This window comes from Streptomyces sp. NPDC051310 (assembly GCF_044455245.1).
In the GTDB taxonomy this organism is placed as follows: Bacteria; Actinomycetota; Actinomycetes; order Streptomycetales; family Streptomycetaceae; genus Streptomyces.
This window is the reverse complement of record NZ_JBITEO010000030.1, coordinates 40,785-61,751: the sequence shown is the minus strand read 5'-3', so window position 1 is coordinate 61,751 and position 20,967 is coordinate 40,785. Positions and strand designations below refer to the sequence as shown.

Annotated in this window: 20 protein-coding genes; 3 read left to right on the top strand and 17 right to left on the bottom strand. The window is 71.5% G+C overall.

The genetic code is table 11. The features are described 5' to 3' along the window. Nucleotides 1–179: 179 nt before the first annotated feature. A complete protein-coding gene (locus tag ACIA79_RS30910; protein ID WP_399431722.1) occupies nt 180–878 on the top strand; it encodes a DUF2470 domain-containing protein in 699 nt (232 codons plus the stop codon). Here the strand turns inward: ACIA79_RS30910 and ACIA79_RS30905 are convergent, their stop codons facing one another. The 4 genes from ACIA79_RS30905 to ACIA79_RS30890 form a co-directional block, all read right to left on the bottom strand. After that, nucleotides 879–2,237: a replication-associated recombination protein A gene (locus ACIA79_RS30905; protein WP_399431699.1), complete on the bottom strand. Its 1,359-nt coding sequence runs from the start codon at nt 2,235–2,237 to the stop codon at nt 879–881. 56 nt (nt 2,238–2,293) lie between these two features. Then, nucleotides 2,294–2,914: a vitamin K epoxide reductase family protein gene (locus tag ACIA79_RS30900; protein ID WP_399431698.1), complete on the bottom strand. Its 621-nt coding sequence runs from the start codon at nt 2,912–2,914 to the stop codon at nt 2,294–2,296. Between the two features lie 132 nt (nt 2,915–3,046). Beyond that, nucleotides 3,047–4,309, bottom strand: coding sequence for a histidine--tRNA ligase (hisS, locus tag ACIA79_RS30895; RefSeq protein ID WP_399431697.1), 1,263 nt, complete (start codon nt 4,307–4,309; stop codon nt 3,047–3,049). Between the two features lie 12 nt (nt 4,310–4,321). After that, nucleotides 4,322–5,038 carry an MBL fold metallo-hydrolase gene (locus tag ACIA79_RS30890; protein ID WP_399431696.1) on the bottom strand — a complete coding sequence of 239 codons (717 nt, stop codon included), beginning with the start codon at nt 5,036–5,038 and terminating at the stop codon, nt 4,322–4,324. A 152-nt stretch (nt 5,039–5,190) separates the two neighbouring features. Between ACIA79_RS30890 and ACIA79_RS30885 the strand changes: the two genes are divergently transcribed. Together ACIA79_RS30885 and ACIA79_RS30880 are read left to right on the top strand one after the other, a co-directional pair. After that, nucleotides 5,191–5,970, top strand: coding sequence for a peptidylprolyl isomerase (locus ACIA79_RS30885; RefSeq protein WP_399431695.1), 780 nt, complete (start codon nt 5,191–5,193; stop codon nt 5,968–5,970). Between the two features lie 220 nt (nt 5,971–6,190). After that, nucleotides 6,191–7,420: a DUF349 domain-containing protein gene (locus tag ACIA79_RS30880; protein ID WP_399431694.1), complete on the top strand. Its 1,230-nt coding sequence runs from the start codon at nt 6,191–6,193 to the stop codon at nt 7,418–7,420. Nucleotides 7,421–7,492: 72 nt separating this feature from the next. On the opposite strand, the gene ACIA79_RS30875 is transcribed toward ACIA79_RS30880, so the two are convergent. The 13 genes from ACIA79_RS30875 to ACIA79_RS30815 form a co-directional block, all read right to left on the bottom strand. After that, a complete protein-coding gene (locus ACIA79_RS30875) occupies nt 7,493–9,976 on the bottom strand; it encodes a RelA/SpoT family protein (protein WP_399431693.1) in 2,484 nt (827 codons plus the stop codon). A 264-nt stretch (nt 9,977–10,240) separates the two neighbouring features. Continuing rightward, nucleotides 10,241–10,786, bottom strand: coding sequence for an adenine phosphoribosyltransferase (locus ACIA79_RS30870; RefSeq protein ID WP_399431692.1), 546 nt, complete (start codon nt 10,784–10,786; stop codon nt 10,241–10,243). Continuing rightward, the gene (secF, locus tag ACIA79_RS30865) at nt 10,783–11,895 is read right to left on the bottom strand and encodes a protein translocase subunit SecF (protein WP_399431691.1); all 1,113 of its coding nucleotides are present in this window, start codon (nt 11,893–11,895) and stop codon (nt 10,783–10,785) included. Before secF ends, ACIA79_RS30870 begins: the two co-directional genes overlap by 4 nt. Nucleotide 11,896: 1 nt before the next feature. Continuing rightward, nucleotides 11,897–13,645: a protein translocase subunit SecD gene (gene secD, locus ACIA79_RS30860; protein WP_399431690.1), complete on the bottom strand. Its 1,749-nt coding sequence runs from the start codon at nt 13,643–13,645 to the stop codon at nt 11,897–11,899. 149 nt (nt 13,646–13,794) lie between these two features. Further along, a complete protein-coding gene (yajC, locus tag ACIA79_RS30855) occupies nt 13,795–14,253 on the bottom strand; it encodes a preprotein translocase subunit YajC (protein WP_399431689.1) in 459 nt (152 codons plus the stop codon). 164 nt (nt 14,254–14,417) lie between these two features. After that, the gene (ruvB, locus tag ACIA79_RS30850; protein WP_399431688.1) at nt 14,418–15,497 is read right to left on the bottom strand and encodes a Holliday junction branch migration DNA helicase RuvB; all 1,080 of its coding nucleotides are present in this window, start codon (nt 15,495–15,497) and stop codon (nt 14,418–14,420) included. A gap of 44 nt (nt 15,498–15,541) precedes the next feature. Then, nucleotides 15,542–16,150 (bottom strand): Holliday junction branch migration protein RuvA, encoded by a 609-nt coding sequence (gene ruvA, locus ACIA79_RS30845; RefSeq protein ID WP_399431687.1) that lies wholly within the window; start codon nt 16,148–16,150, stop codon nt 15,542–15,544. Continuing rightward, entirely contained in the window at nt 16,147–16,680 is a 534-nt protein-coding gene (ruvC, locus tag ACIA79_RS30840; RefSeq protein ID WP_031078305.1) for a crossover junction endodeoxyribonuclease RuvC, read from the bottom strand. Before ruvC ends, ruvA begins: the two co-directional genes overlap by 4 nt. Before the next feature lie 103 nt (nt 16,681–16,783). Next, on the bottom strand, nt 16,784–17,536 hold the full coding sequence (locus tag ACIA79_RS30835) for a YebC/PmpR family DNA-binding transcriptional regulator (RefSeq protein WP_399431686.1): 753 nt from the start codon (nt 17,534–17,536) through the stop codon (nt 16,784–16,786). Nucleotides 17,537–17,650: 114 nt separating this feature from the next. After that, complete coding sequence (pdxT, locus tag ACIA79_RS30830; protein WP_399431685.1) at nt 17,651–18,241, bottom strand: pyridoxal 5'-phosphate synthase glutaminase subunit PdxT; 591 nt, start codon at nt 18,239–18,241, stop codon at nt 17,651–17,653. Continuing rightward, entirely contained in the window at nt 18,241–19,155 is a 915-nt protein-coding gene (pdxS, locus tag ACIA79_RS30825) for a pyridoxal 5'-phosphate synthase lyase subunit PdxS (RefSeq protein WP_031078311.1), read from the bottom strand. The genes pdxT and pdxS overlap by 1 nt, the downstream gene beginning before the upstream one ends. 207 nt (nt 19,156–19,362) lie before the next feature. Next, nucleotides 19,363–19,902, bottom strand: a complete 540-nt coding sequence (locus tag ACIA79_RS30820) for a hypothetical protein (RefSeq protein WP_399431684.1) — start codon at nt 19,900–19,902, stop codon at nt 19,363–19,365. A gap of 125 nt (nt 19,903–20,027) precedes the next feature. Further along, entirely contained in the window at nt 20,028–20,759 is a 732-nt protein-coding gene (locus tag ACIA79_RS30815; protein ID WP_399431683.1) for a class I SAM-dependent methyltransferase, read from the bottom strand. Between the last annotated feature and the right edge of the window lie 208 nt (nt 20,760–20,967).

The following is a 20,967-nucleotide window of genomic DNA, read 5'->3' as shown; positions in this document are numbered from 1 at the left end:
GATATAGGTTAGGTTAGGCTTACCTTAATCAAGGAGATCGCATGTCGAGCCCTGGGAACACCACGCGCATCACAGACAGCAGCACAAAGAACGATGCTCCTGCTTCGCAGAGCATCGATGTGACGGAGGTCCGATCAGCTCATGGTCAGCCGCGTCCCAGCGGGCTTGAAATCGCCCGGATGCCGTCAGCAGCCGAGCGCACACGAACTCTCGTACAGAGTACATGCTCCGCGGTGCTCATCGTTCCCGGGGCCGAGGGCGCCCGCCCCGACCAGCTCGTCCCCGACGCCCGCACCGTGGGCGCGGACGGCGAGGTCTTCCTGCTCTTCCCGGCCGACGCCCCGCCCGTCCGCGCCGCCACCCACGCCCAGGACGACGAACTGCCCGCCGTCCTGGAGCTCACCGACGTCGCCCCGGTCGCCGTACCGCACCGCATCCGCGGCCGCGCCTGGGTCTCCGGCTGGCTCACCTGCGCGCCCGGCATCGCCGCACCCGGCCTGATGATGCTGCGGCTGGAGGTCGGCGAGGTGTACGTCGACGACCTGTGGGGCGACGCGGCGGTCGACCCGGAGGACTTCACGCGCGCCCGGCCGGACCCGCTCGCCGCGTACGAGACCGATCTGCTCCAGCACCTGGCCGCCGCCCACGACGACCACCTCCAGGCGCTGGCCTCCCTGCTCGGCCACCGCGCCGGCGGCCCGTCCGCCGTGCGCCGGGTGGTGCCGCTGGCGCTGGACCGGTTCGGGCTGCGCGTGCGGTGCCGGGACGCGGCGGGGCGCTCCTTCGACGCGCGCTTCGACTTCCCCGAGCCCGTGCGGGACATGCCGGGCCTGCGCCGCGCCATGCACACGCTCTTCGAGGCGGCGGCGCACGACTGACTACGCGCCGCCTTCGCCCCGCAGCCGCTCGCGCACCTTCTCCACCACGTCCGCGTACCGCGCCTCCGCGCCGTACCGGGTCGGCTCGTAGTACCGCTTGCCGTGGATCGCGTCGGGCGCGTACTGCTGGGCGGCGATGCCGCCCGGGACGTCGTGCGGGTAGACGTACCCCTGGGCGTGGCCCAGCTTGGCGGCGCCCTTGTAGTGACCGTCCCGCAGGTGCGGCGGAACCGGTCCCGCCAGCCCGCCGCGGACGTCCGCCCGGGCGGCGGCTATCGCGGTGGTCGCGGTGTTCGACTTCGGCGCCAGCGCGAGGGCGATGGTGACGTGGCTGAGGGTCAGCGCCGCCTCCGGAAAACCGATCATGGCGACCGCCTGTGCCCCGGCGACGGCCAGCGGCAGCGCCGCCGGGTCCGCCAGCCCGATGTCCTCGCTCGCCGAGATCATCAGCCGCCGGGCGATGAACCGCGGGTCCTCCCCCGCCTCGATCATCCGCGCCAGATAGTGCAGCGCCGCGTCCACGTCCGAGCCGCGGATCGACTTGATCAGCGCGCTCGCCACGTCGTAGTGCTGGTCGCCGTCCCGGTCGTACTTCACCGCCGCCCGGTCGACCGTCTCCTCCAGGGTGGCCAGGGTGATGTCCGGCTCCCCCTTCGCGAGGGCCGCCCCGGCCGCCGCCTCCAGCGCGGTCAGGGCCCGGCGGGCGTCACCGCCCGCGATCCGCAGCAGATGCGCCTCGGCGTCGTCCGGCAGCGTCACCGCGCCGCCCAGACCGCGCTCCTCCGTGAGCGCCCGCCGCAGCAGTCCGCTCACGTCCTCGTCGGTGAGCGGCTCCAGCGTCAGCAGCAGGGAGCGGGACAGCAGCGGGGAGATGACCGAGAAATAGGGGTTCTCGGTGGTCGCCGCGATCAGCGTCACCCACCGGTTCTCCACCGCCGGCAGCAGCGAGTCCTGCTGGGCCTTGCTGAAGCGGTGGATCTCGTCCAGGAAGAGGACGGTCTCCTTGCCGAAGCCTCCGGCGGCGCGCCGGGCGCCGTCGATGACCGCCCGCACCTCCTTGACGCCGGCCGTGATCGCCGACAGCTCCACGAACCGCTTGTTGGTCGCCTTGGAGACCACGTACGCCAGGGTCGTCTTGCCGGTGCCGGGCGGGCCCCACAGGATCACGGACGAGGCGCCGGCCGGGCCGCCCGCGCCCTCGCCGACCAGCCTGCGCAGCGGTGACCCGGGCTTCAGCAGGTGCTGCTGGCCGACGACTTCGTCCAGGGTGCGCGGGCGCATCCGGACCGCCAGCGGACTGCTGGACGGGTCCTTCTCCTGGCGTTCCTCTGCTGCGGCGGTGAAAAGGTCGGGCTCCACATCCAGAAGCCTATGTCAGCCCACCGACAGTCCCGGCGGGGCCGGTCGCCCGGCCCTCAGCCGGTCCAGAAGTCCCACCAGCGGGTGAGGACCAGCATCCCGATGATCCCGATGTGCAGGACCGGCAGCACCCAGGTGAACTCGTCGAAGAAGCTCCGCAGCGCCCGCGGCGCAGGCAGCAGGCCGCCGCACACGTTGTGCGAGGTGACGTACCAGAACATCACGATGGTGGCGACCCAGGCCAGGCTGCACCACAGGCACAGCGAGTTGATCTCGTACAGCGACTGGTACATGAGCCACATGCAGAAGCCGACGCCGAACAGGGTGCCCGCGTTCAGGCCGAGCCAGTACCAGCGGCGGTAGCGCGCGCCCGCCAGCAGACCGACGCCGATGGCGATCACCATGCCGTACGTGACCAGGCCCAGCATCGGGTTGGGGAACCCGAAGACGGCGGCCTGTTCGCTCTTCATGATGTTGCCGCAGGAGACGATGGGGTTCAGGCTGCAGCCCGGCGTGAAGTTCGGGTCCTCCAGCAGCTTGAACTTGTCGAGGGTGATCACCCAGGCCGCGAGCAGCCCCGCCGCGCCCGTGACCACCAGCATCCACGCGAACGCCCGGCTCGCTCCCGTACCCGTGCCGGGGTCCGAGGACACGTCGTCAGCCGTCGCAGTCGTCATATCGCCGTTCCTCGTTCGGGGGCCGGTGGGGCAGTGGTCATTTTGCCGCACGGGGGAGGCTGTCCGCCGTTCGGTGGACATAAGGAAGGCGAGGACCGGCCACATCCGGTCCTCGCCCCTGCCTCGTGCGGATCAGGCGTAGCGGGTCTGGAGCACCTGGACGATCTCGTCCACGGCCACCGCCTGCTGCTCGCCGGTCTCCATGTCCTTGAGCTGCACCACGCCGTCGGCGAGGTCTCGCTCGCCCGCCACGACGGCGTACCGCGCGCCGGACCGGTTGGCGTTCTTCATGGCGCCCTTGAGGCCCCGGCCGCCGAAGGAGAAGTCCGCCGCGACACCCGCCCGGCGCAGCTCGGTGACGATGCCGAACAGGACCCGGCGCGCCTCCTCGCCCAGCGGCACGGCGTACACGCTGGTGGGGGCCGGCAGGTCCAGGCCGATGCCCTCCGCCTCCAGCGCCAGGACCGTGCGGTCGACGCCGAGCGCCCAGCCGACGGACGGCAGCGCGGGACCGCCGATCATCTCGGACAGGCCGTCGTAGCGGCCCCCGCCGCCCACCGCGGACTGCGAGCCCAGGCCGTCGTGGACGAACTCGAAGGTCGTCCGCGTGTAGTAGTCCAGGCCGCGGACCAGCTTCTCGTCGTCCTCGAAGGCGACGCCCGCCGCGGTCAGCAGCGCGCGCACCTCCTCGTGGTAGGCCTTGCACGCGTCGCACAGGTAGTCGCGCAGCAGCGGCGCGCCCCCGAGCTGCTTCTGCACCTCGGCGCGCTTGTCGTCGAGGACGCGCAGGGGGTTGATCTCGGCGCGGCGGCGGGTGTCCTCGTCGAGGTCGAGGCCGCGCAGGAAGCCCTGGAGGGCGTCGCGGTAGACGGGGCGGCACTCCTTGTCGCCGAGCGAGTTCAGCAGGATGCGGAATTCGCTCAGGCCGAGGGAGCGGTACGCCTGGTCGGCCAGGATGATCAGCTCGGCGTCGAGGGCCGGGTCCTCCGCTCCGATGGCCTCGGCGCCGACCTGCGAGAAGTGCCTGTAGCGGCCCTTCTGCGGGCGCTCGTAGCGGTAGTACGAACCCGAGTACCAGAGCTTGACGGGCAGGTTGCCGGACTTGTGGAGGTTGGCCTCCAGCGCCGCGCGCAGCACGGACGCGGTGCCCTCGGGACGCAGGGCGAGCTTGTCGCCGCCCTTGGTCTCGAAGGCGTACATCTCCTTGGTGACGATGTCGGTGGACTCACCGACACCGCGCGCGAACAGCTCGACGTTCTCGAAGCCGGGGGTCTCGACGTATCCGTAGCCGGAGTTCCTCAGCGGCGCGGCGATGGCCTCGCGCACCGCCAGGTAGGTCGCGGAGTCCGGCGGGAGCAGGTCGTACGTGCCCTTGGGGGCCTGGAAAGTACTCACGGAAGTCTCTCGTCACATTCCTCGTCGGGGAGCGTCGCTGGCGCTCCCCGTCTGACGGCCGGCGGCCACCTCCCGCAGGAAGGGGTTGGTGGCGCGCTCGCGGCCGATGGTGGTCTGGGGGCCGTGGCCGGACAGCACCACGGTCGAGTCGTCGAGCGGCAGGCACACGCGGGCCAGCGACGCGAGCATCTCGTCCATGTCACCGCCGGGCAGGTCGGTGCGTCCGATGGAGCCGGCGAAGAGCAGATCGCCCGAGAAGAAGACCGGCGGGATGTCCGCCGCCTCGGGCATCGCGAAGGTCACCGACCCCTTGGTATGGCCCGGCGCGTGCGCGACAGAGAACTCCAGACCCGCGAGCTTCAGCTTCGCCCCGTCGGTGAGCTCGTGGACGTCGTCCGGCTCCCCCACGGTCAGCTCGCCCATGAGGGGCATCCCGATGGAACGGCCGAGGGCCTTCTCCGGGTCGCTCATCATGTACCGGTCGGCGGGGTGGATCCACGCGGGTACGTCATGGGCGCCGCAGACGGGGACGACGGAGGCGACGTGGTCGATGTGGCCGTGGGTGAGCACGACGGCGACGGGCTTCAGCCGATGCTTCCTGAGCGTCTCCTCGACTCCCTGGGTGGCCTGGTGGCCCGGGTCGATGATCACGCACTCCTCGCCGGCGGCGGGGGCGACCACGTAGCAGTTGGTCCCCCAGGCCCCGGCGGGGAACCCGGCAATGAGCACGATCGTCCTTAAAAGTCGTCCGGCGGAATGTCTGCAGGAGGAATGGCAGCAGATCAGAGCCTACCGGCGCTGCGTGTTCCACAGCCAACCCGTATACGGTACGGGCACACTCCGCCAGGACAGGTACGGACGACCGACAAGGAGAAGACCCGGTGGTCACCAGCGATCAGCGGCGGCGCCAGCTCGCCAGGGAGAAGTACGAGCGGCAGCTGCAGCGCCGCGAGGAGGCCCGTAAGAAGGCCAAGCGCCGCAACGCGATCATCGCCGCCGCGCTCGCCGTGGTGCTGGCCGCGGGCGCCGCCGCGTACGCCTCGGTCGGGCTCTCCGACGGGGACACCAGGAGCGACGGTGCGACGGCCTCGGACACCCCCTCGCCCGCGAAGAGCGAATCGGCCGAGCCGAAGATGGCGATCGACGCCAAGGCGAAGTACACGATGGCGCTGACGATGAACCACGGCAAGGTCGAGGTCGCGATGGACGCGGCCAGGACACCCCGCACGGTGAACTCGTTCAAGCACCTCGCGGACAAGAAGTACTTCGACGGGACCAAGTGCCACCGGCTCACCACGCAGGGCATCTTCGTGCTCCAGTGCGGCGACCCGACGGGCAACGGCACGGGCGGGCCCGGCTACACCATCCCGGACGAGAACCTGAACGCCCTGGGCAAGGCCGGCGCGGACGGCGCCGTGACCTTCCCCGCCGGCACCGTGGCGATGGCCAACACCGGTCAGCCGGGCAGTGGCGGCAGCCAGTTCTTCCTGGTCTACAAGGACACCAAGCTGCCTCCGCAGTACACCCCCTTCGGCACCATGGACGCCGCCGGCCTGAAGGCGGTCCAGGAGATCGCCGCGGGCGGGGTCGAGGGCGGCGCCACGGACGGCGCGCCCAAGAAGGCCGTCACCATCGAGAAGGCCACCGTCACCAAGGCGTGAGGCCGGGCCGGGCGTACCGTCCGGCCCAGGGCCCGGCCGCGGCGTGAACTGACGGATTTCGGTCGCGCTGAGTGCGGACAGCCGGGCGGCCGGTCGCCTAGATTGGCGTTGTGCAGCGCGGGTCGAAACGCGCTGTGGAGGGCGGGCGAGGCCCGCCGGGAAACTGTGGACGATGCCCAGGGGGCAAACCCCTCGCGCGGCATCATGTGGAGGAGGCGCTGTGAGCAGCGACCCGTGGGGCCGCGTCGACGAGACGGGCACCGTGTACGTGCGTACAGCCGACGGCGAGCAGGTCGTCGGATCGTGGCAGGCCGGATCTCCCGAGGAGGCACTGGCCTACTTCGAGCGCAAGTACGAGGGCTTGGTGGTCGAGATCGGCCTCCTCGAGAAGCGGGTGAAGACCACCGACCTGTCGGCCAAGGACGCGATGGCCGCGATCGACCACATCCGCCACCAGGTCGACGAGCACCACGTCGTCGGCGACCTCGAGGCGCTGCGCAAGCGGCTCGACAAGCTGGTCGAGACGGTCGAGGCGCGCCGCGAGGAGCGCAAGGCGCAGAAGGCCCGCCAGACCGACGAGGCGCGCAAGGCCAAGGAGGCGCTGGTCACCGAGGCCGAGGAGCTGGCGCAGAGCGAGCAGTGGCGGGCCGCGGGTGAGCGGCTGCGGGCGCTGGTGGACACCTGGAAGGGCCTGCCGCGGCTCGACCGGAAGTCCGACGACGAGCTGTGGCACCGCTTCTCGCACGCCCGCTCGGCGTTCTCCAAGCGGCGCAAGGCCCACTTCGCCTCGCTGGACGCGCAGCGCGAGGAGGCCCGCAAGGCCAAGGAGAGGCTGGTCGCCGAGGCCGAGGCGCTCTCCGGCTCCACCGACTGGGGGGTCACGGCCGCCCGGTACCGCGAGCTGATGGCGGAGTGGAAGGCGGCGGGCCGTGCGCAGCGCGAGCACGAGGACGAGCTGTGGAACCGCTTCCGCGGTGCGCAGGACGTCTTCTTCGCGGCGCGCAGCGAGGTCTTCGCGGAGCGGGACGCCGAGCAGGCGGAGAACCTCAAGCTGAAGGAGGAGCTCGCCGGCGAGGCCGAGAAGCTGCTCCCGGTGACGGACCTGAAGGCGGCCCGCGCCGCCTTCCGGACCATCAATGAGCGCTGGGAGGCCATCGGCCACGTCCCGCGCGACGCCCGGTCGAAGGTCGAGGGCCGGATGCACGCCGTGGAGCGGGCCATCCAGGAGGCCGAAGAGGCCGAGTGGCGGCGGACGAACCCGGAGGCCCGCGCGCGTGCGGAGGGTCTGACGGGGCAGCTCCAGGACGCGGTCGACAAGCTGAAGAAGCAGATCGACGCGGCCCGGGCGGCGGGCAACGACGCCAAGGCGGACAAGCTGACGCGTGAGCTCGAGGGCCGTCAGGCGCTGCTGGACCAGGCGCTGAAGGGCCTGCAGGAGTTCGGCGGCTGAGGCGCGCGGTACCTCCATGAGGAAGGGCCTCCCCACGGCGGGGAGGCCCTTCTTCGTGCCGGCTGTCCGCCGTTACGGCCGGCGGGCCGAGGTCACGCGGTAGACGTCGTACACGCCCTCGACGCCCCGCACGGCCTTGAGGACGTGGCCCAGATGCTTGGGGTCGCCCATCTCGAAGGTGAAGCGCGAGGTGGCCACCCGGTCGCGGGAGGTCTGGACGGCCGCCGACAGGATGTTGACGTGCTGGTCGGACAGGACTCGGGTGACGTCCGACAGGAGCCGGGAGCGGTCCAGCGCCTCGACCTGGATGGCGACCAGGAAGACCGAGGACTGGGTGGGCGCCCACTCGACGTCGAGGATCCGCTCGGGCTGCTGCGACAGCGAGTCCACGTTGACGCAGTCGGCGCGGTGAACCGATACGCCGCTGCCGCGGGTGACGAAGCCGATGATCGGGTCGCCCGGCACCGGGGTGCAGCAGCGGGCGAGCTTGACCCAGACGTCCTCGACGCCCTTGACGACCACACCCGGGTCGGCCTTGGCGCGGCGCTTGGCGCGGCCCCGGCTCGGCGGGGCCGACTCGGCGATGTCCTCGCTGGCGGCCTCCTCGCCGCCGAGGGCCTGCACCAGCTTCTGCACGACGCCCTGGGCGGCGACATGGCCTTCGCCTATGGCGGCGTACAGCGACGAGATGTCGGGGTAGCGCATCTCGTGCGCCAGCGTGACCAGCGAGTCACCGGTGAGGATGCGCTGGATCGGCAGGTTCTGCTTGCGCATGGCGCGCGCGATGGCGTCCTTGCCCTGCTCGATGGCCTCGTCGCGGCGCTCCTTGGAGAACCAGGCGCGGATCTTGTTGCGGGCACGCGGCGACTTGACGAAGCCGAGCCAGTCGCGGGACGGGCCCGCGCCGGCGGCCTTGGAGGTGAAGACCTCCACCAGGTCGCCGTTGTCGAGGGTCGATTCGAGCGGCACGAGCCGGCCGTTGACCCGGGCTCCTATCGTGCGGTGGCCCACCTCGGTGTGGACGGCGTACGCGAAGTCGACGGGGGTGGCACCTGCGGGCAGCGCTATGACGTCACCCTTGGGGGTGAAGACGAAGACCTCGTTGCGGGAGAGGTCGAAGCGCAGCGACTCGAGGAACTCGCTGGGGTCCTCGGTCTCCTTCTGCCAGTCGAGCAGCTGGCGCAGCCACGCCATGTCGTTGATGTGGTCGTCCTTGCCGGCCTTCTTCGGCACATCGGTGCGCACCTTGGAGGCGCCGGCGACCGCCTCCTGCTTGTACTTCCAGTGGGCGGCGATGCCGTACTCGGCGCGGCGGTGCATGTCGAAGGTGCGGATCTGCAGCTCGACGGGCTTGCCGTTGGGGCCGATGACCGTCGTGTGCAGTGACTGGTACATGTTGAACTTCGGCATCGCGATGTAGTCCTTGAACCGGCCGGGGACCGGGTTCCATCGCGCGTGGACGGTGCCGAGGGCGGCGTAGCAGTCGCGGACCGTGTCGACCAGGACGCGGATGCCCACCAGGTCGTAGATCTCCGCGAAGTCCCGGCCGCGGACGATCATCTTCTGGTAGACGCTGTAGTAGTGCTTCGGGCGTCCGGTGACGGTGGCCTTGATGCGGGCGGCGCGCAGGTCGGCCTGGACCTCGTCGGTCACTATCGCGAGGTACTCGTCCCGCTTGGGGGCGCGCTCGGCGACGAGGCGGACGATCTCGTCGTACATCTTGGGATAGAGGATCGCGAAGGCGAGGTCCTCCAGCTCCCACTTGATGGTGTTCATGCCCAGGCGGTGGGCGAGCGGCGCGTAGATCTCGAGGGTCTCGCGGGCCTTCTTCTCCTGCTTCTCCCGCTTGAGGTAGCGCATGGTGCGCATGTTGTGCAGGCGGTCGGCGAGCTTGATGACCAGGACGCGCGGGTCCTTGGCCATGGCGACGACCATCTTGCGGACGGTCTCGGCCTGCGCGGCCTCGCCGAACTTGACCTTGTCGAGCTTGGTGACGCCGTCGACGAGGAGGGCGACCTGGTCGCCGAAGTCCTTGCGCAGCTGCTCCAGGCCGTACTCGGTGTCCTCGACCGTGTCGTGCAGGAGGCCCGCCATCAGCGTGGCCGGGTCCATGCCGAGCTCGGCGAGGATGGTGGTGACGGCGAGCGGGTGCGTGATGTACGGGTCGCCGCTCTTGCGCTTCTGGCCGCGGTGCCAGCGCTCGGCGACCTGGTAGGCGCGCTCGATCTGGCGGAGGGTCGCGGTCTCGATCTTGGGGTCGTTGCTGCGGACGATGCGCAGCAGGGGTTCGAGGACCGGGTTGTACGGGGACGACCGCTGCACTCCGAGCCGGGCGAGGCGGGCGCGCACGCGGTTGGAGGAGCCGCCGGAGCGGGCGGCGGAGGGCGGCGTGGGCTTCGGGGCCGAGACGGGCGTCGGGCCGGTCGCGCGCTGTGGCGCCGCCGGCTTGGCCGTACCCTCCGCGGGCTTGTTCTGGGGCGTGGCTGGGGCCGCCGCGGCCTGGTCGGCCCGCTGGTCGGGTTTCGCGGCGGAGAGTGGCTGGGCCTCGTCTGGCAAGAGCGCTCCTCGTGCGGGTCCGGGTCCCCCGGTCGAGCCCGGACACCCATGGTATCGACCCGGGCGGGCCGGTGCTCACGAGCCCGTACCGCACGACGACGGCGGGGGGGGGGGGGGGGGGGGGGGGGGGGGGCGGCCGGCCGGGGGGGGGGGGGGGCGGGGGCGCGCGGCGGGGGGCCCCGGCCCCCCCCCCCCCCCCCCCGGCCGCGGGGGGGCGGGCGGGGGGCCCCCCCCCCCCCCCCCCCCCGGCGATGTCGCGCCTGGTCAGAGCGTGATCAGGGCCTCCAGCGGAGCGCCGCGCAGAGCGGGCTCCAGGCGGGCCCGGCCGCCGAGGAAACCGAGTTCCATGAGGACCGCGACACCCGCGACCTCGGCGCCGGCCCGCCGGATGAGTTCCAGCGAGGCCTCGGCGGTGCCGCCGGTGGCCAGGACGTCGTCGATGACCATGACGCGGTCACCGGCGGCCAGGTCCTCGGCGTGCACCTCGATCTCGGCGGAGCCGTACTCCAGGTCGTACGCCTGGCTCAGGGTGGCGCCGGGGAGCTTGCCCGCCTTGCGTACCGGGATGAAGCCCAGCTCCGCGGTGACGGCGACCGGTGCGGCGAGGATGAACCCGCGCGCCTCCAGGCCGACGATCTTCGTCGCGCCGCTGCGGAGGCACAGCTCGGCCAGCGCGCCGGTGAGCGCGTGGAACGCCTGCGGGTCCGCGAGGAGCGGGGTGATGTCCTTGAACACCACGCCCGGCTTGGGATAGTCCGGGACGTCCCGGATGCGGCTGAGCAGCAGCTCCTGGGTGCTGACGGCGGTCACCGGCGCTTCCCCCGGCCCCGGGTGGGCTGGCGGCGCTGGCCGACGACGGCACCGGCGGGGGTGACGTCCTCGGGACCGCCGTCGTGGGCGCCGTCCGTGTCCTCGGTGCCGTCCGCGCCCTCGGGGGATTCGCCCCGGGTGGCCGCGGCGGCCCGCTTGGCGAGGACGCGCTTCTTCAGGGCCTTCATCTGCGGGTCGCGTTCCTTGAGGTCGGCGACGAGCGGCGTGGCGATGAAGATCGAGGAGTACGCACCGGCGGCGAGGCCGACGAAGAGCGACAGCGAGATGTCGTTCAGCATGCCGGCGCCGAGCACGCCGCCGCCGATGAAGAGCAGGCCGGCGACCGGCAGCAGCGCCACGACGGTGGTGTTGATGGAGCGCACCAGGGTGCTGTTGAGGCTGCGGTTGGCGATCTCGCTGTAGGTCCAGCGGGTCTGCTTGGTGATGTCCTTCGAGCCCTCCTTGAGACCGTCGAAGACGACGACGGTGTCGTAGAGGGAGTAACCGAGGATCGTGAGCAGACCGATCACGGTACCGGGGGTGACCTCGAAGCCCACCAGGGCGTAGATGCCGACGGTGATCGTGAGGTCGTGGATCAGGGCGATCAGCGCGGCGAGGGCCATGCGCCACTCGAAGGCGATGGCGAGGTAGATCACCACGAGGATCATGAAGACGCCGAGGCCGGTCCACGCCTTGTTGGCGATCTGCTCGCCCCAGCTGGGTCCGACGAGCTCGGCGTTGAGCTTGTCCTCCGAGACCTTCAGGTCGTCGGCCAGGGCGGTCTTGATCTTGTCCGCCTGGGCGGTGTCCACATCGCTGATCTGGATGCGGAGCCCGCCGGTGCCCAGCTCCTGGACGATCGGGATGTGCCCGGAGACCTCTTCGGCGACCTCGCGGGCCTCGGTCACGGACACCGCGGTCCTGGGCGTCGTGATGACCACGCCGCCCTTGAACTCGATGCCCATGTTGAGGCCCTGCACCATCAGGCCCGCGACGGCCGTGATGGTGATCAGGATGGAGATGCCGTACCAGATCATGCGCTTGCCGACGAAGTCGTAGCCGACCTCACCGCGGTACAGGCGGGCGCCGATGCTGCCGAGTCGTGACATCTCACGCCTCCTTCGGGTCGATGGTCGGGGCGGCGGCGCGGCGCGAGCGGCGCAGCGGCGGCTTGGCTCCGAGCCGCTTCGGGTCCAGACCCGACCACGGGTGGCCACTGCCGAAGAACTTCGTACGGGCGAACAGCGTCATCAGCGGCTTGGTGAAGAGGAACACCACGACGACGTCGAGCAGGGTCGTCAGGCCGAGCGTGAACGCGAAGCCCTGCACCTTGCCGACGGTGACGATGAACAGCACCGCGGCGGCGAGGAACGAAACGAAGTCGGAGACGAGGATGGTGCGCCGGGCACGCGGCCAGGCACGCTCGACGGCCGGGCGGAGCGTACGGCCTTCCCGGATCTCGTCACGGACGCGTTCGAAGTACACGATGAACGAGTCCGCGGTGATGCCGATGGCGACGATGGCACCGCACACGGCCGGCAGGTTCAGCGCGAAGCCGATGGCCGGGCCGAGCAGGGACATCAGCGCGTAGGTGAGGATCGCCGAGGCGAGGAGGCTGAGGAGGGCGATCACCGACAGGCCCCGGTAGTACACGACCAGGTAGATCACGACGAGGGCGAGGCCGATGGCACCGGCGATCAGACCGGCCTTGAGCTGCTCGCCGCCGAGCGCGGCGGTGACGGTGGTGACGCTCTCCTCGACGAACGACAGGGGCAGCGCACCGTAGGACAGGATGTTGGCCAGGTCGGTGGCGGAGTCCTGGTTGAAGCTGCCGGAGATCTCGGCGCTGCCGCCGCCGATCGCGCTGCTGACGGACGGGGCGGAGACCACCTGGCCGTCGAGCATGATCGCGAACTGGTTCTGCGGCGGGGCCTGCGAGGCGAGCTTGCCGGTGGTCTGGGCGAACTTCTTGGTGCCCTTGTCGGTGAAGCCGAGCTGGACGATCCACATGCCGCGCTGCGGGTCGAGGACGGCCTTGGCCTCGTCGACGTCGGTGCCCTCGACCTCGGACGGGCCGAGGATGTACTTGGCGTCGCCCTCGCTGCCGCAGGCCACGGTGGGCTTGGCGGGGTCGGCGTTGCGCGCCGGGTTGGGCACCTCCTTGGTGCCCTTCTTCGGGGTGCAGTCGAGCGCGGCGAACTGCTTGTCCAGGGCGGCGGTGCCCGGGTCGGCGGGACCGCTCGGCACGGGGGCGGTCGGGCTCGGCCGGGTGCCGGGCTTGCCGGAGGCGCCGTCCGAAGGCGTGGGCGCCTTCTTCAGCGCGTCGGTGACGGCACGGCCCTGGGTCGTGGCGCCCGGCGTGGGCGTGGCCTTCCCGCTGGGGCTCGCCTTGCCGCTGGGCGTGGCGCTCGGCGTGCTGTCGGCCGACGGGTCGGGCAGCGGCGTGTTGCCCGAGACCGCGACCACGGGCCGGAAGTACAGCTGGGCGGTGGTGCCGACCTGCTCACGGGCCTGCTCGGAGTTCGTCGCCTTGGGGATGTTGACGATGATGTGCCGGTTGCCCTGCTGCTGGACCTCGGACTCCGAGACACCCAGACCGTTGACGCGGCGCTCGATGATGCCGATCGCGGTCTGCATGTTGGTGTTGTTGATCGAGTCCGGCTTGCCCGGCTGGTTCTCGGCCCTGAGCGTGATGCTCGTACCGCCGGCGAGGTCGATGCCCAGGCGCGGGGTGAGGTCCCCGGTCGCGAACATGCCGCCGACGAGGGCGCCCATGACGACCAGGATCAAGGCCAGGGCGCGCCCCGGCCTGCCCTGGCCCCCCGTCGCCGGCCCTCTGCCCTTCTTGGGTGCTGCCACCTTCTCGTTTCTCCCTGTCCAACCGCCATGCGCCGGGTGAGCGCCGTGGCGGCCACGAAGTGGTGTGGGGATTGCCCCGCGTGTGTCGGCACGGACGCGCGGACCGCGGTACGCCGCCCGGCGGCGTCACGCGGTCCCCGGATGATGCCTTACTTCGCGTCGGTGTCGCCGTCGGTCTTGTCGTCGGTCTTCGCGTCGCGCCGGCTCTCCTCGGCGTCCTTCTTGCCCAGGTCGATCTTGTCACCCTCGGCGGCCTCGGCCTGCGCGGCCTCGGTCAGCGACGAGGCGTCGTCCGGGACGACGGGGGTGTCGGTCTTGAGCTCGGTGTCGCCGTGGACGATGCGGTTGTACTCGTCGTCATCGAGCACGGCACCGACCGCGTTCTTGGCGTAGACGGCGTGGACGCCCGGGGCGACCTCCAGGAGGACCGTGTCCTCGCCGACCTCCTTGACGGTGGCGTACATCCCCCCGATCGTCCGCACGCCGGTGCCGGGCTGCATCTGGTTGCGCATTTCGACCGCCTGCTGCTGCTTCTTCTTGGCAGAGCGGGTCATCAGGAACATGGCCCCGATGAGGACGATGAACGGGAGGAGGGTCATGATGCTCACGGGACGACAAATCCTTCACACGGTCGCGGTGCACCGCGGCCTGATCTTCGGGGGTGGGCACGCCGACCGAAGGGTCGGCATCGGCGGAGTCTAGGCGAGTCCGCATCGATGGAACAACGCCCAGCATGGCACCGTGGTTCCTGCCCCGGCGACTGACGCCGCCGTCACGCCCCGAACAAGCCCTGTTGTCCGCTGCCCGGGCCTTTGGCCTGCGGCGGTACCAGGCCGAGGTGGGTCCAGGCGGCGGGGGTGGCGACCCTCCCCCGGGGCGTGCGGGCCAGCAGACCCTCCCGGACGAGGAACGGCTCGGCGACCTCCTCGACCGTCTCGCGCTCCTCGCCGACGGCCACGGCGAGCGTGGACAGTCCGACCGGGCCGCCACCGAAGAGCTTGAGCAGCGCCTCCAGCACCGCGCGGTCCAGGCGGTCCAGGCCGCGGCCGTCCACCTCGTACACCTGCAGGGCGGTGGCCGCGATCCGGCGCGTGATCACGCCGTCGGCCTTGACCTGGGCGTAGTCGCGGACGCGGCGCAACAGCCGGTTGGCGATACGGGGCGTACCGCGGGAGCGCCCGGCGATCTCGGCGGCGCCGTCGGTGTCGATCTCGACGTCGAGCAGCTGGGCGGAGCGGTGGATGACGCGCTCCAGCTCGGCCGGGGCGTAGAACTCCATGTGGGCGGTGAAGCCGAAGCGGTCGCGCAGCGGGGGCGGCAGCAGGCCGGCCCGGGTGGTGGCGCCGACCAGGGTGAAGGGCGGCAGCTCCAGCGGGATGGCGGTGGCGCCGGGGCCCTTGCCGACGATGACGTCGACGCGGAAGTCCTCCATCGCCATGTAGAGCATCTCCTCGGCGGGCCGGGACATCCGGTGGATCTCGTCGAGGAAGAGGACTTCCCCCTCCTGGAGGGAGGAGAGGATCGCGGCGAGATCTCCGGCGTGCTGGATGGCGGGGCCGGAGGTGATCCGGATGGGAGCGCCCATCTCCGCGGCGATGATCATGGAGAGGGTGGTCTTGCCGAGGCCGGGGGCGCCGGACAGCAGGACGTGGTCGGCGGTGGCGCCGCGGGCGAGGGCGGCCTTGAGCACCAGGTCGAGCTGCTCGCGCACCCGCTCCTGGCCCACGAACTCGTCCAGCGACTTGGGGCGCAGCGCGGCTTCGACGGCCTGGTCCTCGCCGTCGGCGGAGGCGCCGACCAGTCGCTCGCCGGCGGTGTCGTCGCTGGTGGGTGCGGTGTCGTCCCAGTTCACAGTGGATTGCCTCTTGCCTCGTGCCTCGGGGGCGGCGGTACGGGTCAGCGGGTGCGGTTCAGGGTCTGCAGGGCGGCCTTGAGGAGCTGCCCGATCGGCGGCTCGCCGCCGGCCGCCTCGGCCTGGGGGGTCACCGCGGCGACGGCCTCGTCGGCCTCGCGGGTGGCGTAGCCGAGGCCGAGCAGCGCGGCGTGCAGCTGGTCGCGCCAGGAGGCGGTGACCGCCGAGCCGACGGCGGGGGCCGCGCCCGTCGGTGCGCCGAGCCGGTCCTTGAGCTCCAGCAGCAGCTTCTGCGCGCCCTTCTTGCCGATGCCGGGCACGGCGGTGAGCGCCTTCTCGTCACCGGAGGCCACCGCGGCGCGCAGTGCGTCGGGGGAGTGCACGGCGAGCATGGCCTGGGCCAGGCGGGGGCCGACGCCGCTCGCGGTCTGGAGCAGCTCGAAGACCTGCCGCTCGTCGTCGTCGGCGAAGCCGTACAGCGTGAGCGAGTCCTCCCGGACCACCAACGAGGTGGCGAGGCGGGCTTCCTGACCCACCCTCAGACCGGACAGGGTGTCGGGGGTGCACTGGACGGCCATGCCGATGCCGCCGACCTCGATCACGGCCGTGGTCGGGGCGAGGGCGGCGACGGGGCCGCTCACGAAGGCGATCATGCGGTACGGCCTTTCATGGCTCGATGGGCGGCGACGGCTTGCTGGAGCCGGTTCTGGGCGGGGGCCCGCCAGATGTGGCAGATGGCGAGGGCCAGGGCGTCGGCGGCGTCGGCCGGCCTGGGCGGGGCGTCCAGCCGCAGGAGCCGGGTGACCATGGCGCCGACCTGCGCCTTGTCGGCACGACCGCTGCCGGTGACGGCGGCCTTGACCTCGCTGGGGGTGTGCAGGGCGACGGGCAGTCCGCGGCGGGAGGCGCACAGGATGGCGACGGCGCTGGCCTGGGCGGTGCCCATCACCGTCCGTACGTTGTGCTGGCTGAAGACCCGCTCCACCGCGACCAGTTCGGGCCGGTGTTCGTCCAGCCACTCCTCGATGCCCCGCTCGATGGCGACCAGGCGGTGGCCGGTCTCCGCGTCCGCGGGCGTACGGACCACACCGACGCCGAGCATGGTCAGCGGACGTCCGGCGACACCCTCGACGACGCCGACACCGCACCGCGTCAGGCCTGGGTCCACCCCGAGAACGCGCACGCCACCCCTCCTTCGACAACTGTTCGTGCAGGCTAGCGGGTGGCACTGACAACGCGACGGGCCGACGGGGTGTGTTCCCGTCGGCCCGTCGCACCGGCGTGGGTCAGGCGTCGACCTTCGCCATGACCTCGTCCGAGACGTCGAAGTTGGCGAAGACGTTCTGCACGTCGTCGCTGTCCTCCAGGGCGTCGATCAGCTTGAAGATCTTGCGCGCGCCCTCTTCGTCCAGCTCGACCTGCATGGTCGGGACGAAGTTGGCGTCGGCCGAGTCGTAGTCGATGCCGGCCTCCTGGAGGGCGGTGCGGACCGCGACCAGGTCGGTGGCCTCGCTGATGACCTCGAAGCTCTCACCGAGGTCGTTGACCTCCTCGGCGCCCGCGTCCAGGACCGCGCCGAGCACGTCGTCCTCGGTCAGCTCGCCCTTGGGGACGATGACGACGCCCTTGCGGTTGAACAGGTACGACACGGAGCCCGGGTCGGCCATCGAACCGCCGTTGCGGGTCATGGCCACGCGCACGTCGGAGGCGGCGCGGTTGCGGTTGTCGGTGAGGCACTCGATGAGCACCGCGACGCCGTTCGGCCCGTAGCCCTCGTACATGATCGTCTCGTAGTCGGCGCCACCGGCCTCCAGGCCGGCGCCGCGCTTGACCGCCGAGTCGATGTTCTTGTTCGGGACGGAGCTCTTCTTCGCCTTCTGAATGGCGTCGTAGAGCGTCGGGTTGCCGTCCGGGTCACCGCCGCCGGTGCGGGCCGCGACCTCGATGTTCTTGATCAGCTTCGCGAAGAGCTTGCCGCGCTTGGCGTCGATCACGGCCTTCTTGTGCTTCGTCGTAGCCCATTTAGAGTGGCCGGACATCTGCCTGTCTCCTTCGCGTAACCCATTTCAGAACGAACCCGAGAGATCCTACCGGGACCGGCCCGCCCGTCGCCCGGCCACCGCCCCTCACGGAGCGCTGACGCGCGCACCTTCTCAATGCGCGGCGCGCACCATGTCGACGAACAGGGCGTGCACCCGGTGGTCGCCCGTGAGTTCGGGGTGGAACGACGTGGCCAGGGCGCTGCCCTGCCGTACGGCGACGATGTGGCCGTCGTGCTCGGCGACGACCTCGGCCCGGGCGCCGACCGACTCGACCCAGGGGGCGCGGATGAAGACGCCCTCCACCGGGCCGCCGTCGATGCCCTTGACCTCGACCGCGGCCTCGAACGACTCGTTCTGCCGCCCGAAGGCGTTGCGGCGCACGATCATGTCGATGCCGCCGAGGGTCTCCTGGCCCGAGCGCGGGTCGAGGATCTTGTCGGCGAGCATGATCAGGCCGGCGCAGGTGCCGTAGACGGGCATGCCCGCCGCGATGCGCTCGCGCAGGGGCTCCATGAGGCCGAACAGGACGGCCAGCTTGGAGATGGTGGTGGACTCGCCGCCGGGGATGACGAGGCCGTCGACCTCGGCCAGCTCCTCGGGGCGCCGGACCGGCCTGGCCACGGCGTCCGCCGCGGCCAGGGCGATCAGGTGCTCGCGTACGTCGCCCTGGAGAGCGAGGACGCCGATGAGCGGAGTGGTCATCACCAGCCCCGGTTCGCGTAGCGCTCGGCCTCGGGGAGGGTGTCGCAGTTGATGCCGACCATGGCCTCGCCCAGGTTGCGGGACGCGTCCGCGATGATCTTCGGGTCGTCGTAGAAGGTGGTGGCCTTCACGATGGCGGCGGCGCGCTTGGCCGGGTCGCCCGACTTGAAGATGCCGGAGCCGACGAAGACGCCCTCGGCGCCGAGCTGGCGCATCAGCGCGGCGTCGGCCGGGGTGGCCACGCCACCGGCGGAGAACAGCACGACCGGCAGCTTGCCGAGCTCGCTGACCTCCTTGACGAGCTCGTAGGGGGCGCGCAGCTCCTTGGCGGCGGCGTACAGCTCGTTGTTGTCGAAGCCGCGCAGCTTGGCGATCTCGTTCTTGATCTGGCGCAGGTGGCGGACGGCCTCGACCACGTTGCCGGTGCCGGCCTCGCCCTTGGAGCGGATCATGGCCGCGCCCTCGGCGATGCGGCGCAGGGCCTCGCCCAGGTTGGTGGCGCCGCAGACGAAGGGGGTGGTGAAGGCCCACTTGTCGGAGTGGTTGACCTCGTCGGCCGGGGTGAGGACCTCGGACTCGTCGATGTAGTCGACGCCGAGGGACTGCAGGACCTGGGCCTCGACGAAGTGGCCGATGCGGGACTTGGCCATGACCGGGATGGAGACCGCGTCGATGATCTCCTCGATCATGTTCGGGTCGGACATCCGGGCCACGCCGCCGTCCTTGCGGATGTCGGCCGGGACCCGCTCCAGGGCCATGACCGCGACGGCACCGGCGTCCTCGGCGATCTTCGCCTGCTCGGCGTTGACCACGTCCATGATCACGCCGCCCTTGAGCTGCTCGGCCATGCCGCGCTTGACGCGCGCGGTGCCGGTCTCGGGGGACTGCGGGGTGGTGGGGAGCGTGCTGGACACGAGGGACCTCACTCGAAGGAAACGGGGGTTACGACATCAGTGAGGAAACCCGGCACGGCCAGTCCACATCAAGGGCCAATAGGGAGCCGGTGGCTCGTTTTCGCGTGCGGGACCGGTTCAGGGCCGGTCCGCGAGCACCGGCACATGCCCGGTTCACGGCGGGCCACGACCGGTCCCCCGCCGGTCCACGGGCGGCCGACGGCCGGTCTACGGCCGGTCCGCGAGCGCCGTGGGGGGCTCGTCGTCCATCTCGAAGGCCATCGGGAACGGCGCGTGCCCGGCCAGCCGGAACCAGCGCACGGTCCGGTGCCGCCGCAGCGCCCGCGCGGCGCGCACGGCGTCGTTGTGGAACCTCCGGGCCATCGGCACCCTGCGCACGGCAGCCGCCAGCTCACCGGCCGCTTCCTCACCGCCGGGAACCTCCCGGACCGCCTCCATCTGCTCCGGCTCCCCGAAGACGGCGCGCAGCGCCTGGCTCAGTTCGCTCTCGGCGACCTCCCGGTGCTCCTCCTCGGCCTGGCGGGCGGCGTGCGCCGCCTCGTACAGCACGATGGACGCCGCCGGGTCCAGCACCTTGGAGGTGGCCAGTTCCTGGGCGACCGAGGCGCGGCGTACGAGCTGGGCGTCGAGCGCCGCGCGGGCGGCGTCGATCCGGGCGTGCAGCCGGTCGAGCCGCCCCGCGGTCCAGCTCAGGTAGAGACCGATCGCGACAAGGCCGACGACGATCCAGATGAGGGTTTCGATCACGGGCGCACAGGCTACCGGGACACCGGCGCGGCCCCTTCCCGGGCCGAGCGGCCCCGCGACGCCCCTGGGGTCATCCGTCCGGAGCAGGACACCCCGGGCCCCGGGGGGTTCCTGAACGGCAGGCCCTAAGCGGCGCGGCGGAAGAGGGCGGTCCAGAGGAACCCCTCGCCGAACGTCGCGGAGTCGGCCGCCTCGTCCCGCATCCGCCGCAGCTCCACCTCGGTCAGGCCGCCGAAGATCCGCCGCAGCGATTCCGGGGTGTAGGCGAGGCCGCCCTGGAGGGCCCCTTCGCGGTAGAAGTGCGCGTCGGGGAGTTCGGAGCCCATGCCGCCGGGCCCGGCCGCGAAGCAGGTGAGCGCGAAGTGGCCGCCCGGCGCGAGGACGCGGTCGAGCAGCGCGAGGTAGCTGACGCGGCGGTGCGGCGGCAGGTGGTGGAAGCAGCCCGAGTCGTACACCAGGTCGTACGGGCCGCCGGCGTCCCAGGTGAAGGCGTCCCCGCAGTGGAAGCGCACCGCGGCGCCCGCCTCGCGGGCGCGCTCCCCCGCCCAGGCGACGGCCGCCGGGGACAGGTCGACGGCGTCCACGGCGAAACCGCGCGCGGCGAGGTACAGGGCGTTGCGGCCGGGGCCGCAGCCGAGGTCCAGGACCCGGCCGCCCGGGGGGATCACACCGCCCTCGACGTACGAGACGAGGTTCTCGTCCGGCTTGGCGACGAAGAACGGCACCGGCTTGTCCCGGTCGGCGTAGAACCCGTCCCACCAGTCCGACGCGCCGGCCGTCCACCGGTCGGCCTCCGCTGCGAAGAGTCCGTCCAGCAGCGCCATGACGTCGTCGGTCGTACGTATGTCCCGGTCCATCCGGTCCCCCTCTCCCGAGGGCCCAATCCTAGGCCGGGACACGACAAAACCCCAGATCAGAGCGGGTGTACTGAGAGCCGAGGCAGCCGCTCGACGGCCTCGCGGCGCCCGCCGCACCCCCGTCGACCGGGTGGGCTCCCCGGGCCGCCGGAAGGCCCGCGGAGAGCCTTCACGGGGCCTTGGCGGCCCGTCCTGGACCGGCTTTTTC

What these genes read in the sequence shown, in the direction of transcription:
- ACIA79_RS30910 (WP_399431722.1), top strand. Translation starts at nt 180, where the DNA reads ATGCCGTCAGCAGCCGAGCGCACACGAACTCTCGTACAGAGTACATGC.
- ACIA79_RS30815 (WP_399431683.1), bottom strand. Translation starts at nt 20,759, where the DNA reads ATGGACCGGGACATACGTACGACCGACGACGTCATGGCGCTGCTGGAC.
- ACIA79_RS30900 (WP_399431698.1), bottom strand. Translation starts at nt 2,914, where the DNA reads ATGACGACTGCGACGGCTGACGACGTGTCCTCGGACCCCGGCACGGGT.
- secF (WP_399431691.1), bottom strand. Translation starts at nt 11,895, where the DNA reads ATGTCACGACTCGGCAGCATCGGCGCCCGCCTGTACCGCGGTGAGGTC.
- ACIA79_RS30835 (WP_399431686.1), bottom strand. Translation starts at nt 17,536, where the DNA reads ATGTCCGGCCACTCTAAATGGGCTACGACGAAGCACAAGAAGGCCGTG.
- pdxT (WP_399431685.1), bottom strand. Translation starts at nt 18,241, where the DNA reads ATGACCACTCCGCTCATCGGCGTCCTCGCTCTCCAGGGCGACGTACGC.
- ruvA (WP_399431687.1), bottom strand. Translation starts at nt 16,150, where the DNA reads ATGATCGCCTTCGTGAGCGGCCCCGTCGCCGCCCTCGCCCCGACCACG.